This window comes from Streptomyces sp. NPDC003456 (genome assembly GCF_042878735.1).
GTDB lineage: Bacteria > Actinomycetota > Actinomycetes > Streptomycetales > Streptomycetaceae > Streptomyces.
Window position 1 is genome coordinate 623,275 of record NZ_JBIAOK010000001.1, and the last position, 12,666, is coordinate 635,940.

At 71.2% G+C, this 12,666-nt stretch carries 13 protein-coding genes, 1 pseudogene and 2 riboswitches; of the genes and pseudogenes, 7 read left to right on the forward strand and 7 right to left on the reverse strand.

The features are described from left to right. Nucleotides 1-128: 128 nt before the first annotated feature. Complete coding sequence (locus ACFYWG_RS02310; protein WP_389198760.1) at nt 129-356, forward strand: hypothetical protein; 228 nt, start codon at nt 129-131, stop codon at nt 354-356. A gap of 365 nt (nt 357-721) precedes the next feature. Here ACFYWG_RS02310 and ACFYWG_RS02315 read toward each other — a convergent pair whose 3' ends face one another. Further along, nucleotides 722-1,048, reverse strand: coding sequence for a hypothetical protein (locus tag ACFYWG_RS02315; RefSeq protein WP_376327936.1), 327 nt, complete (start codon nt 1,046-1,048; stop codon nt 722-724). A gap of 137 nt (nt 1,049-1,185) precedes the next feature. After that, nucleotides 1,186-1,312, reverse strand: a riboswitch (cobalamin riboswitch). Between the two features lie 200 nt (nt 1,313-1,512). After that, nucleotides 1,513-1,638: riboswitch (cobalamin riboswitch) on the forward strand. Between the two features lie 50 nt (nt 1,639-1,688). On the opposite strand from ACFYWG_RS02315, the gene ACFYWG_RS02320 reads away from it, so the two are divergent. From ACFYWG_RS02320 to ACFYWG_RS02335, 4 genes and pseudogenes are all read left to right on the forward strand, one after another. Continuing rightward, a complete protein-coding gene (locus ACFYWG_RS02320) occupies nt 1,689-2,729 on the forward strand; it encodes an ABC transporter substrate-binding protein (protein WP_389198762.1) in 1,041 nt (346 codons plus the stop codon). Then, a complete protein-coding gene (locus tag ACFYWG_RS02325; protein ID WP_389198764.1) occupies nt 2,726-3,844 on the forward strand; it encodes a FecCD family ABC transporter permease in 1,119 nt (372 codons plus the stop codon). The genes ACFYWG_RS02320 and ACFYWG_RS02325 overlap by 4 nt, the downstream gene beginning before the upstream one ends. Further along, a complete protein-coding gene (locus ACFYWG_RS02330) occupies nt 3,841-4,680 on the forward strand; it encodes an ABC transporter ATP-binding protein (protein ID WP_389198766.1) in 840 nt (279 codons plus the stop codon). Before ACFYWG_RS02325 ends, ACFYWG_RS02330 begins: the two co-directional genes overlap by 4 nt. Nucleotides 4,681-4,764: 84 nt before the next feature. Continuing rightward, nucleotides 4,765-4,977, forward strand: a pseudogene (locus ACFYWG_RS02335) (DUF6368 family protein); the annotation flags it as partial. 97 nt (nt 4,978-5,074) lie between these two features. Here ACFYWG_RS02335 and ACFYWG_RS02340 read toward each other — a convergent pair. From ACFYWG_RS02340 to ACFYWG_RS02360, 5 genes are read right to left on the reverse strand one after another with little or no spacing between them, the layout of a single operon-like run. Further along, a complete protein-coding gene (locus ACFYWG_RS02340; protein WP_389198768.1) occupies nt 5,075-5,707 on the reverse strand; it encodes a potassium-transporting ATPase subunit C in 633 nt (210 codons plus the stop codon). A 5-nt stretch (nt 5,708-5,712) separates the two neighbouring features. Beyond that, nucleotides 5,713-7,821, reverse strand: a complete 2,109-nt coding sequence (gene kdpB, locus ACFYWG_RS02345; protein ID WP_389198770.1) for a potassium-transporting ATPase subunit KdpB — start codon at nt 7,819-7,821, stop codon at nt 5,713-5,715. Beyond that, nucleotides 7,818-9,494 carry a potassium-transporting ATPase subunit KdpA gene (kdpA, locus tag ACFYWG_RS02350; RefSeq protein ID WP_389198772.1) on the reverse strand — a complete coding sequence of 559 codons (1,677 nt, stop codon included), beginning with the start codon at nt 9,492-9,494 and terminating at the stop codon, nt 7,818-7,820. Before kdpA ends, kdpB begins: the two co-directional genes overlap by 4 nt. Then, entirely contained in the window at nt 9,495-9,584 is a 90-nt protein-coding gene (gene kdpF / locus ACFYWG_RS02355; protein WP_016434100.1) for a K(+)-transporting ATPase subunit F, read from the reverse strand. Beyond that, nucleotides 9,581-9,754 carry a hypothetical protein gene (locus ACFYWG_RS02360; protein WP_376327815.1) on the reverse strand — a complete coding sequence of 58 codons (174 nt, stop codon included), beginning with the start codon at nt 9,752-9,754 and terminating at the stop codon, nt 9,581-9,583. Before ACFYWG_RS02360 ends, kdpF begins: the two co-directional genes overlap by 4 nt. A gap of 60 nt (nt 9,755-9,814) precedes the next feature. On the opposite strand from ACFYWG_RS02360, the gene ACFYWG_RS02365 reads away from it, so the two are divergent. Both ACFYWG_RS02365 and ACFYWG_RS02370 read left to right on the forward strand, forming a co-directional pair. Continuing rightward, on the forward strand, nt 9,815-10,285 hold the full coding sequence (locus ACFYWG_RS02365) for a TetR-like C-terminal domain-containing protein (protein ID WP_389198774.1): 471 nt from the start codon (nt 9,815-9,817) through the stop codon (nt 10,283-10,285). Beyond that, entirely contained in the window at nt 10,282-10,542 is a 261-nt protein-coding gene (locus tag ACFYWG_RS02370; protein WP_389198776.1) for a hypothetical protein, read from the forward strand. The genes ACFYWG_RS02365 and ACFYWG_RS02370 overlap by 4 nt, the downstream gene beginning before the upstream one ends. Before the next feature lie 75 nt (nt 10,543-10,617). On the opposite strand, the gene ACFYWG_RS02375 is transcribed toward ACFYWG_RS02370, so the two are convergent. Next, entirely contained in the window at nt 10,618-12,495 is a 1,878-nt protein-coding gene (locus ACFYWG_RS02375; RefSeq protein ID WP_385413843.1) for an AMP-dependent synthetase/ligase, read from the reverse strand. Nucleotides 12,496-12,666 lie beyond the last annotated feature (171 nt).

Below are 12,666 nucleotides of genomic sequence, written 5' to 3' on the forward strand. Positions count from 1 at the left end.
ACCACCGGACCGTGACACGGCAATGACCGTCCAGTTGTGCCCATGCATCTGTCGCTCCTGACGATGCACCGAGTCACCTCGTAAGTCACGGAGAATTTATGCTGAACGCCACGGTGTGGACCTTTGTCGTGAGTGCTTCTGTCTGCACCATCGGGTCCGTGTTCCTGTCCGATCCCCACCGGCGACTGCACCACACGGACGCGGCGGAACTGCGCCGCCGCCGGCTCCTCGTCGAGGTGCTGCGGAGCAACATGCGTCCGCAGCGCTGCGCACCGCCGCCGTCCCGCACCGCGGACGAAGCCGCGGAGCCGGCGGCGAGCGCCGCTCCCCCTCAGCGACCTGCGACGACTCCCTGAGGCGGTCGTCGCGTCAGGTCGGGACAGCATCTCGTCCGGGCTGCCGCACGGGAGCCGGCAGCCGGCCGCGATCATCGTGACAACGTACGTATCACCGATGGCGTCACCCGTTCGCCTCAGCACCCATCTGCCGGCTCCGGCGTTAGGGTGCATATGACACGGGCAGGAGCGGCCACCCTGTCCTCCGCGCTTGAACACCAGATCATTTCAGCCGGTGCATTTCACTCGACCACGACGTGCCTCGAATTCACAGCGCGTCGAAAAACACTCGGACATCCAGAACCAATTCCCCATTCACGCTTTCCTGAGGCCCCGTGAAGAATGGCCGCCGGTCGGCCTGGGCAGCGGGAAATCACCGGACCCCTCTAGAGAGCCCGGTTGCGGCCGTGCGGAGTGAAGGCGTACAGGTCCAGGATGTCCGGCCGGGGAGCGATGCCCGGCCCGCCGGCGCGTACCCACTCCACGATGTCCTCCGTGGCGGCCGGGTCGTTGACCAGGCCCAGCCACACCGGGCGGGCCCCTGCCGCCCGGCCCGCCGACGAGGGCTGCACGACGATGACGTTGGCCTGATCGCACACGTCCAGGCAGTCGGACACCCGCACGGGCATCTCGGCCCGCAGGCGCGCCGTCTGTTCGGCGTGGTCGACGCCGGTCACCTTCGGGCTTCCGCAGCAGCAGTCCCGGCAGACCACGACCCGGCACGGGACGGCGCGGGCGCGTCGTCCGGTCGTCCCCCTGCCGAGGCCCTCGTTGTCAGTTGCTTCGGGCACGCCGAACCACCTCTCTCCGGGGAGATCCGCCCCGGGGTTCTTCGAGGAGGCGACGACGTGAGTCTCCTGGCTCCCGGGTCGCAGCTCGTCCCGGCCTTCCCGCCCCCTCACGGGGGCAGTGGCCCGCACGGGATCCGCTCGCCGGTCACAGTGGCGGGACCGCGCCGGATTCACACCGGCTTCCTCGGACCGCCGTCGCCCTGTCGCCGTTCATCATCGCATCAGCCGATCGCCCGCACTGCGCGGCAACCGGCCCTGATGCGGGCGGTGGTGAGCGGGCCGACGGCCCCGGCGGTGGCGCGAGGGGCGCGCACGTCACCGGGGGCGCCCTTTCGATCCGTGCGCGGCGGGCCGTAGGATCGCCGGGTCATCGCCGCGACGGGAACATCAGGAAGCCGGTGCGAATCCGGCACGGTCCCGCCACTGTGACCGGGGAGTGCACCCTCCGACACGCCACTGCGCGCCGCGCGGGAAGGCCGAGGGAGAGCGTCGATCCGGGAGTCAGGACACTGGCCTGTCGCGGGCCCGATCCGAGGAGCGCGGACTCCCCAGGAGGCTTCACGTGTACGACGGCATGTCCCGTCCCCCGCTGTCCACCCCTGCCCGCAGGCGCCGCGCCCGGCGCGCCGCGGCGGTCGCATGCGCCCTGTCGGCCCTCCTGTCGACCGCCGGCTGCGGATCGTCGCGGAGCAGCGGGCAGGGCGCCGAGCCCGCGGGCTCACCGGCCGGTTTCCCGGTCACCGTCGACAACTGCGGTGTGCGGACGACGTACGAGAGGCCGCCCGCCCGTGCCGTCACCATCCACCAGCACCCGGCGGAACTCCTGCTCTCCCTCGGTCTGAAGGACCGCATGGTGGGGACCGCCTTCCCCGACTCGGCCGTGCTGCCGCACCTGCGGAAGGACTACGCGTCGATCCCCGAACTGGCCGAGAAGGAACCGTCGTTCGAGACGGTCCTGGAGGCCGAGCCGGACCTCGTCTACGGCGGGTACGGCAGTGCCTTCGCCGAGAGCGAGGGCCGTTCCCGCAAGGCGTTCAGCGACTCCGGCATCGACACCCACCTGAACCGCGAGTACTGCGGCAAGACCAGGGTGACGATGCAGGACACGTACGCCGAAGTCCGCACCGTCGGGCGGATCTTCGGCGTGAGCGACCGCGCGGACGAGCTCGTGTCGGACCTCCGGGCGCGGGTCGGCAGGGCCGCCTCGGCCGTCGAGGGTGCGCGCGAGGTGTCCGTCTTCGTGTACGACAGCGGTGACAAGGCGGCGTTCACCGCGGGCGGCAAGAGCCTGGGCACGGAGCTGATCCGGCTGGCCGGCGGCAAGAACGTCTTCGCGGACCTGGACGACGTCTTCGGCGACGTCTCCTGGGAGCAGGTCGTCGAGCGGAAGCCCGAAGTCATCGCCGTCTACGACTACGCGGGCGCCGGGAGCATCGAGCAGAAGAAGAAGTTCCTGCTGTCGCAGCCCGCCCTCCGGGACGTCCCGGCGGTCAGGAACAAGCGGTTCGTGGTGCTGCCGCTGACGGCCACCCTCGTCGGTGTGCGGTCCGCGTACGCGGTGGAGGACCTGGCCCGCGGCATCCACCCCGAGAGCTTCCGGTGACCGCCCCGGTCACCGACACCGGCACGGGACGGACGGCACACGAGCAGCCACAGGACGACGGGCGGGCGGCCCGGCCCCGTCTCGCCGTCGCCCTCGTCGTCCTGGCCGTCGCGCTGGTGCTGTCGATCACGGCCGGCCTGGCCGTCGGTTCGGTGCGCGTGCCTCCGGGCCAGGTGTGGGGCATCGTCACGCACGCGCTGGGCGCCGGCTGGGCCGAGCCGGACTGGTCGCCCGCACGGGAGGCCATCGTCCTGGACGTGCGGGCCCCCCGCGTGCTGCTCGGGGCGGTGGCCGGCGCCGGACTCGCGGTGGTGGGCGCGGCCCTGCAGGCTTTGATCCGCAACCCGCTCGCGGAGCCGTACCTGCTCGGTGTCTCCTCCGGGGCGTCGCTGGGTGCCGTGGTGGTGATCGTGTTCGGGGTGACGCTGCTCGGGCCGGTGTCGCTGTCGGCCGCCGCCTTCGCGGGCGCGCTCGGCGCGCTGCTGCTCGTCTACACCTGCGCGCGCACCGGTGGGCGGATCACCTCGTCACGGCTGGTGATGTCCGGCGTGGCCGTCGCCGCCGTGCTCAGCGCCGTGCTGAATCTGCTGCTGCTCACCACCGACCGGGGCAACGAAGCCCGCGCGGTCCTCGCCTGGACCCTCGGCGGCCTGGGCGGCGTCCGCTGGGGCACGCTGTGGCTGCCCGGCCTCGCCCTGCTGCTGGGGGTCACCGTGCTCCTGGTCCAGGCGCGGAACCTCAACCTCCTGCTGGCCGGGGAGGAGGCGGCCGTGACGATGGGGCTGGACGTGGCCCGGTTCCGGGCCCGGATGTTCGTGCTGCTCTCCCTCGTCACCGGTGTGCTGGTCGCGGCCTGCGGGCCGATCGGCTTCGTCGGTCTGATGCTGCCGCACATCGTGCGCCTGTTCGTGGGCGGTGACCACCGCCGTGTCCTGCCGACGGCGGCCCTGGGCGGCGCGGTCTTCCTCGTCTGGGCCGACATCGCCGCCCGCACCGTCGCCGCGCCGATGGAGATACCTGTCGGCGTGCTGACGGCACTGTGCGGCGGGCCGTTCTTCCTGTGGCTGATGCGCCGGGACGCCGGGCGGGCAACCCGGCAGGGGGCGGCGGCGTGACCGGGGCAGGACTCACCGTCGACGGCGTCACCCTCACGGCCGGGGCGCACCGTCTCGTCGGGGACGTCTCCCTGCACGCCCGGCCGGGCGAGGTCATCGGCCTGGTCGGACCGAACGGCAGCGGCAAGTCCAGTCTGCTGCGCGCGGTCTACCGCGTGCTGCGTCCGCAGGCCGGCCGGATCCTGGCCGACGGCGCGGACGTCTGGTCGCTGCCCGTGCGGCGGGTGGCGCGGACCGTGGCGGCAGTCGTGCAGGAGCCGGGAGCGGACCTCGATCTCACCGTGTACGAGGTCGTGGCCATGGGCCGTGCTCCGCACAAGCGGCTGTTCGACGGGGACACCCCTGCGGACGCCGGCCTGATCCGGTCGGCGCTCACCGCCGTGGACGCCGCCGAGCTGGCCGACCGCCCGTTCGGCCGGTTGTCCGGCGGTGAACGCCAGCGTGTGCTGATCGCCCGCGCGCTGGCCCAGCAGCCGTCGCTCCTGGTCCTGGACGAGCCCACCAACCACCTGGACATCCGCCACCAGTTGGACATCCTCGGGGTGTTGCGGCGGCTGCCCGCGACGGTGCTCGTCGCTCTGCACGACCTCAACCTGGCGGCGTACCACTGCGACCGCCTCTACGTCCTGCACGCCGGTGAGGTCGCCGCCTCGGGCCCGCCGTCCGAGGTACTCACGTCCCGGCTGCTGGCCGAGGTCTACGGGGTGTCGAGCGAGGTCACCGTCCACGCCCGAACAGGCGCCCCGCACGTGACGTTCCTCCCCGACCAGGACGACACACGGGACCCGGCCTCGCCGGGAGACGCGTCAGGACCGGCGGAGGCCCGTCGTCCCTAGGCCGGGCCCGGGCCGGCCGGTGGCTCGTCGCGGCCGCGCCGCTCAGGGGCAGGCTGCCGTCTCACTCCACCATGCTGCAACCGTGCGATCGACCATGTCGCCACGGCGCTCCTGACCGCCGCCGTCAGGGACGTCGTCGGGGGTGTCGCTGCCGTCGAACTTCTGGACGGCCAGGCAGCGGTGGTGGCCGGGCTGCCGGGGCTGCGCGGTGTGACGGACGACGGCTCGACCGCTGCGGGGTCGGCCGAGTTCCTGCGCGCGTGGGCCGGGCATCCCGGCTTCCGGTTGGTCGAGTAGCCCGGCGCCTTCCGCCATCGCCGCGGCTTCCGGCGGAGCCGGCGGCGGGCTGGTGCCCGGGGCGCCGGCGTCCGTCAGGCGGTGGTCGTGGCGGAGTTCATCCCCTCCGCGCCAGGTCGTCGAGCGCGATGTTGAGTTGCAGGACGTTGACGCGTGGCTCGCCCATGAAGCCGAGGGTCCGGGCCCGGGTGTGTGCGCGTACCAGGTCCTGCACCTGCGCGACCGGCAGGTCGTTGCGCTGGGCGACCCGGTGGACCTGGAGTTCGGCGTAGGCCGGGGAGATGTCCGGGTCGAGGCCGGAGCCGGAGGAGGTGACCGCGTCGGCGGGGACCTGCGCGGGCCGGACGGTGTAGCCCGGCACGGAGTTGTCCGCGACGACCTCGGCCTTGGCCCGCTCGACCTGCGCGACGAGCTCCTTGTTGTCCGCTGCCAGGTTCGTGGCACCGGAGAGGATCAGCCTGTACTGCGTGTTGAGCGAGTTCTCGCCCAGGCCGTTCGCCGGGCGCGGCTGGAAGTGGTCGAGGCTGTAGCCCTGTTGCCCGATGAGGGACGAGCCCACCACCCTGCCGTCCGACCTGATCTCGGACCCGTTCGCCTGGTGGGGGAACAGCCCCTGGGCGATGCCCGTGACGACCAGCGGGTAGACGACGCCGGTGACCAGGGTGAGCACGAGCAGGGCACGCAGGCCCGCTCCGAGCAACCGGGCGGTGTTCACGAGGGAGTTGTTCATGGCTCTCAGCCGATTCCGGGGACGAGGGAGAGGAGCAGGTCGACGAGCTTGATGCCGAGGAAGGGAGCGACCAGTCCGCCGAGTCCGTAGACGGCGAGGTTGCGGCGGAGCATCCGGTCGGCGCTCATCGGGCGGTACCGCACGCCCTTGAGGGACAGCGGCACCAGCGCGACGATGATCAGCGCGTTGAAGACGACGGCCGACAGGATCGCGGAGTCGGGCGAGGACAGCCGCATGATGTTGAGCTTGTCGAGGCCGGGGTGGACCGACGCGAAGAGCGCGGGGATGATCGCGAAGTACTTGGCGACGTCGTTGGCTATCGAGAACGTCGTCAACGAGCCTCGTGTAATGAGGAGTTGCTTGCCGATCTCGACGATCTCGATGAGTTTGGTGGGGTCGGAGTCGAGGTCGACCATGTTGCCGGCCTCCTTGGCGGCCGACGTGCCCGAGTTCATCGCGACGCCGACGTCCGCCTGGGCCAGCGCGGGGGCGTCGTTGGTGCCGTCGCCGGTCATGGCGACCAGCTTGCCGCCCGCCTGCTCGCGCTTGATGAGCGCCATCTTGTCCTCGGGAGTGGCCTCGGCGAGGAAGTCGTCGACCCCGGCCTCCTCGGCGATGGCCTTCGCCGTCAGGGGGTTGTCGCCCGTGATCATGACGGTCCTGATGCCCATGCGGCGCAGTTCGGCGAACCGCTCGCGCATGCCGTCCTTCACGACGTCCTTGAGGTGGATGACGCCGAGCACCCGGGCGCCGTCGGCGTCCTCGACCGCGACGAGCAGCGGGGTGCCGCCGGCCTGCGCGATCCGGTCGGCGATCCCGGCGGCGTCCGGGGCGATCGTCCCGCCCCGCTGCTCGACCCAGGCGAGGACCGAGGCCGTCGCGCCCTTGCGGATCTTCCGCCCGTCGGCGTCGACGCCCGACATCCGGGTCTGGGCCGTGAACGGGATCCAGGAGGCACCGGTGAGTGCACGCTCGCGCAGGCCGTATCGCTCCTTGGCCAGGACGACCACGGAGCGGCCCTCCGGAGTCTCGTCCGCCAGCGACGACAGCTGGGCGGCATCGGCGAGTTCGGCTGCGCCGACGCCGTCCACCGGCTCGAAGGCGGCGGCCCGGCGGTTGCCGAGGGTGATGGTGCCCGTCTTGTCGAGCAGCAGCGTGGAGACGTCGCCGGCGGCCTCCACCGCACGGCCGGACATGGCCAGCACGTTGCGCTGGACCAGCCGGTCCATTCCGGCGATGCCGATGGCGGACAGCAGCGCGCCGATCGTGGTGGGGATCAGGCAGACCAGCAGGGCCACCAGCACGACGAGGCTCAGGCGGGTGCCGGCGTGGGCGGCGAAGAACGGCAGGGTGGCGCAGGCCAGCAGGAAGACGATCGTCAGCGAGGCGAGCAGGATGTTCAGGGCGATCTCGTTGGGCGTCTTCTGCCGTGCCGCTCCCTCGACCAGGCCGATCATCCGGTCGATGAAGGTCTCCCCCGGCCTGGTCGTGATGCGGACGACGATCCGGTCGGACAGCACCTTCGTACCGCCGGTGACGGCGGAGCGGTCGCCGCCCGACTCGCGGATCACCGGGGCGGACTCGCCCGTGATGGCCGACTCGTCGACGGAGGCGACGCCCTCGACCACGTCTCCGTCCCCGGGGATGACGTCCCCGGCCTCGCAGACGACCAGGTCGCCGATCCGCAGGTCGGTGCCGGGTACGCGCGTGCCGTCCACCCTGCGGGCGACGCTGTCGGTCTTGGCCTTGCGCAGGGTGTCGGCCTGCGCCTTGCCGCGGCCCTCGGCGACGGCCTCGGCCAGGTTGGCGAAGACCACGGTCAGCCACAGCCACGCGCTGATCGTCCAGCCGAACCAGTCGCCCGGGTCGGTGACGGACACGACCGTGGTGAGCACGGACCCGATCCAGACGACGAACATGACGGGCGACTTGACCATCACGCGCGGGTCGAGCTTGCGGAAGGCGTCCGGCAGTGACCTGATCAGCTGCCCGGGCGTGAAGAGGCCGGCGCCCACGCGGCCGTGCGGGGAGGTGTGCCCCGTCGACGTGTCCGGGCGGGGTGTGAGGGTGGGAGTGGACATGGAGTCCTCGTGGGGTTCGGTACGGGTGGTCATGACGCCAGTCCCTCCGCGAGCGGGCCGAGGGCGAGGGCCGGGAAGTACGTCAGACCGGTGATGATCAGGACCGCGCCCACCAACAGGCCGGAGAACAGCGGCTTCTCGGTGCGCAGGGTGCCTGCGGTCACCGGGACCGGCCGCTGCACCGCCAGGGAGCCGGCCAGGGCGAGCACGAAGACCATGGGCAGGAAGCGGCCCAGCAGCATGGCGAGTCCGGTCGTGGTGTTGAACCAGTCGGTGTCGGCGTTCAGGCCCCCGAAGGCCGAGCCGTTGTTGTTCGCGGCGGAGGTGAAGGCGTACAGCACTTCGGAGAAGCCGTGCGCGCCGGGGTTCAGCAGGGAGTGGGGCGGCGTCGGCAGGGCCACGGAGGCGGCCGTGAAGACGAGCACCAGGGCCGGGGTGACCAGGATGTAGCAGGCGGCGAGTTTCATCTCCCGCGCGCCGATCTTCTTGCCCAGGTACTCGGGTGTGCGTCCGACCATGAGGCCGGCGATGAACACCGCGATGACCGCCAGGACGAGCATGCCGTACAGACCGGAGCCGGTGCCGCCGGGCGCGATCTCGCCCAGCATCATGCCGAGCAGGGTGAGGCCGCCGCCGAGGCCGGTGAAGGAGGAGTGGAAGGAGTCCACCGCGCCGGTCGAGGTCAGGGTGGTGGACACCGCGAAGATCGACGAGGAGCCGACGCCGAAGCGGACCTCCTTGCCCTCCAGGGCACCCCCGGCGGCCTGGAGCGCGGGGCCGTGGTGGGTGAACTCGCTCCACATCATCAGCGCGACGAAGCCCAGCCAGAGGGTGGACATCGTGGCGAGGATCGCGTACCCCTGCCGCACCGACCCGACCATGACGCCGAACGTGCGGGTCAGCGAGAAGGGGATCACCAGGATGAGGAAGATCTCGAAGAGGTTGGTGAAGGGCGTCGGATTCTCGTAGGGGTGCGCGGAGTTGGCGTTGAAGTAGCCACCGCCGTTGGTGCCCAGTTCCTTGATCGCCTCCTGTGAGGCCACGGCACCGCCGTTCCACTGCTGGTGGCCGCCCATGAACTGACCGACCTCGTGGATGCCGGAGAAGTTCTGTATCGCGCCGCACGCCACCAGCACCACGGCGGCGACCGCGGCGGCCGGCACCAGGATGCGCACGGTGCCGCGCACCACGTCCGCCCAGAAATTGCCCAGTTCGCCGGTGCGGAGCCGGCGGTGGGAGGAGGCGAAGCCCCGCACGAGGGCCACCGCCACGGCCATGCCGACCGCCGCCGACAGGAAGTTCTGCACGGCGAGGCCGGCGGTCTGCACGACGTGCCCCATGGTCTGCTCGCCGTAGTACGACTGCCAGTTGGTGTTCGTCACGAACGACACGGCCGTGTTGAACGACTGGGCCGGGCCGACCGAGGCGAAGCCGAGCGAGCCGGGCAGGACGCCCTGCAGGCGCTGGAGCAGGTAGAGGAAGAGGACCCCGACGACCGAGAAGGCGAGGACACCGCGCAGGTACGCCGGCCACCTCATCCCGGTGTCCGGGTCGGCGCCGATGCCCTTGTAGATCCACCTCTCCACCCGCAGGTGTCTCGTCGAGGTGTAGACCCGGGCCATGTAGGTGCCGGCGGGGACGTGCACGAGCGCCAGTGCGGCCACCAGGGCCAGCAACTGGAGGACGCCGGCGAGGACGGGACTCATCTAGAACCTCTCCGGGAAGATCAGGGCGAGGACGAGATAGCCCAGCAGGGCGACGGCCACGACCAGGCCGACGATGTTCTCGGCGGTCACAGCCTGGTCACCCCCTTGGCGACGAGGGCCACCAGCGCGAACCCCGCGAGCACGGCGACGACGAAGGCCAGATCGGCCATCGCGAACTCCTGAGTGAAGGTCGACGGAAACGGACCAGAACAGGGAAACGCCCCGATGGCCGGATCGGGCCGGTCGTTGACGCCTCCCATACGGGGCCGGTCCCGGCCTTGACGCGGCCTTGACGGCACGGGTGATCAGCGTGGTGACCAGTGCGGACGTTGCACGGGCATCCGAGGCGCGGATGCTACCGCCGCTGGTCCGGCAAGCCGGAACTGGTCTACGAGGCGGTTTTCACCTCATCGGACACGGCGGACCTGCCGGACACCGGGACGCTGGACGGTGACGTGACCGTCGTGGTGCAGTCGTTGGTCGAGGAGTTCTCCACACCGGCGGCCGCGTCGGCCCTGCCCGGCCTGCTGGCCGACTTCGCCGCCACTCCGGAACTGCGCGCGACGATCCGCTCCCGGTTCCTCCAGCCGGCCAAGGAACGGCTCGTCACCGTGTTCGACCACCGGGCGGAGCAGCGCGGTGAGACCGGCGCGGACCTGCCGGTCGACCTTGTCCTGGACACCTTGGCCGGAGCCGTCCTCTTCCACCTGGGCGTCATCGGTGAACACCCCGCCCCGGATCTGGCACGCCGTATCGCCGGGGTCGTCACCAAAGGGATCGAGGCCCGGTGAACGGCTGGCTGCTCACCGCGGGCGGCATCGCGGTCGTCACCACCGGCATCCACGCCACGGCCGGCGGCCGGTCGGTCGTCCGCCCGCTCCTGCGCAGCACGGTGGCCGCCGAGCCCAAGCGCACCCTGCACGTCGTCTGGCACATGGTCACCGCGGACCTGCTGCTCGGCTCCCTGGTGCTTCGGCTCCCGCAGTGGATGCTGTTGCTCCCGGTCGCGGTCCTCGCCTTCGTCGGCAGCAATCGCGGTGGGACGTAAGTCCGCGTCCCGACCGGTGCCACGAGAGCGGGCCGCTGTCCGGTACGGGGCTGCGTACCGGACAGCGGTCGGGCCTCAGGCTTCGCGGGCGCCTTCGTACATGGCCTCGACCAGGCCGGCGTATGCGCGCTCGACGACGGGGCGCTTGACCTTCAGGCTCGGGGTCAGCTCGCCGTGCTCGATGTCCAGATCGCGGGGCAGGACGGTGAACTTCTTGATCGTCTGCCAGCGCTGGAGGTCGGCGTTGAGCCGCTGGACGAAGCCGTCGATGAGCGCGTGGACCTCCGGGGAGACGACGACCTCGCCGTACGGGCGGCCGCCGAGGCCGTTGGCGGCGGCCCAGGGCATGATCACGCTCTCGTCGAGGGCGATCAGGGCGGTGCAGTAGTTGCGGTCGTTGCCGATGACCAGGATGTGGCTCGCGAAGGGGCAGACGGCTTTGAAGCGGCCTTCGATCTCGGTGGGGGCCACGTACTTGCCGCCGGAGGTCTTGAAGAGGTCCTTCTTGCGGTCGGTGATCCGGACGTAGCCGTCCTTGTCGATCTCGCCGATGTCCCCGGTGCGCAACCAGCCGTCGGACTCCAGGACTTCAGCCGTCTTGTCCGGGAGGTTGTGGTAGCCGCGCATGATGCCCGGGCCGCGCAGGAGGATCTCGCCGTCCTCGGCGATGCGGACCTCGGTGCCGGGCAGCGCCTTGCCGACGGTGCCCACCCGGCTGTCGTCGGCCGGGTTGACGGTGCAGGCCGCGCTGGTCTCCGTGAGCCCGTAGCCCTCCAGCACGGGGACGCCGGCACCGGCGAAGAAGTAACCGATGTCGGGCGCGAGCGCGGCGCTGCCCGAGGCGCTGCCGCGCAGCCGGCCGCCGAAGGCCGCGCGGATCTTGCCGTAGACCAGCTTGTCGGCGACGGCGTGCTGGACCGTGAGGGACAGCGGCACCGTGCGGCGGCCGGTCGCGGTCATCTGCTCCTGGGCGGTCCTGGCGTGGTCGCGGGCGACCTTCGCCGCCCACCGGAAGATCCTGTACTTGGCTCCGCCTTCGGCGCGCGCCTTGGCGGCGATGCCGTTGTAGACCTTCTCGAAGATGCGGGGCGCCGAGGCCATGATGGTGGGCCGGACGACCGGCAGGTTCGTGATGATGCGGTCGATCCGGCCGTCCACGGCCATGACGTGACCGGACTGCACCTGGCCGGCGATCAGGGCCTTGCCGAACACATGGGACAGCGGCAGCCACAGGAACTGCACGTCGTCCGGGAGCACGAGGCCCGTCGACTCCTGGGCGACGCCCTGGTACGACCAGCAGTCGTGCACCAGCCGCACACCCTTCGGGCGGCCGGTCGTGCCGGAGGTGTAGATCAGGGTGGCCAGTTGCTCCGGGCCGATGCCCTGAACCGTCGTCTCGACCGCGCCGGGGTCCTTCGCGAGATACGCGGTGCCGCGCCGCTCCAGCTCGGCGAGGGTGAGCACCTCCAGCCCCTCGGCCCCGGCCGCATCCGGTGCGGTGTCGAAGAGGACCACGTACTCCAGGTCCGGCAGTTCGCCCTTGTGTGCGGCGACCTTGGCCAATTGCTCGGCGTCCTCGACGAAGATCACGCGACTGCCGGAGTCGGCCAGGATGTACGCCGTCTCCTCGCCGTTGGTGCTGGGGTAGACGGCCGTCGCCGCCGCCCCCGCGCACATGACGCCCATGTCGGCGAGGATCCACTCGATCCGCGTCGACGAGGAGATCGCCACCCGCTCCTCGCTTCGCAGGCCCAGGGCGAGCAAACCGGCCGCGATCGCCTTCACCCGCTGAGCCGTCTGCGCCCACGTCAGCGAACGCCATTCCTCACCGCCACCGTCGACCTCCGCGGGGTACCGGTACGCCTCCCGATCGGGGGTGGCCCCGACCCGTGACAGGAACAGGTGCGCCACGGAATGCGGGCGGCTTTCGAGAAGGTACTGCGCGGAACTCATATCGGCCTCCGGGCCCGAGGGCACCCATCACAGATTGGTTGACTGGCAGGTAACTTGGGGGGCAGGGCCGAGGCTAGGGCGTAAATCTCCGGCTGTGTAGAGGCGTTGGATCACGAATTCGCTTCCCTGTCCTGCGGTCCTTCGGCCGCACCAGGAGGGGAGAACCAGGTG

What these genes read in the sequence shown, in the direction of transcription:
- ACFYWG_RS02340 (WP_389198768.1), bottom strand. Translation starts at nt 5,707, where the DNA reads ATGAACAACTCCCTCGTGAACACCGCCCGGTTGCTCGGAGCGGGCCTG.
- kdpB (WP_389198770.1), bottom strand. Translation starts at nt 7,821, where the DNA reads ATGACCACCCGTACCGAACCCCACGAGGACTCCATGTCCACTCCCACC.
- kdpA (WP_389198772.1), bottom strand. Translation starts at nt 9,494, where the DNA reads ATGAGTCCCGTCCTCGCCGGCGTCCTCCAGTTGCTGGCCCTGGTGGCC.
- ACFYWG_RS02360 (WP_376327815.1), bottom strand. Translation starts at nt 9,754, where the DNA reads ATGGGAGGCGTCAACGACCGGCCCGATCCGGCCATCGGGGCGTTTCCC.
- ACFYWG_RS02375 (WP_385413843.1), bottom strand. Translation starts at nt 12,495, where the DNA reads ATGAGTTCCGCGCAGTACCTTCTCGAAAGCCGCCCGCATTCCGTGGCG.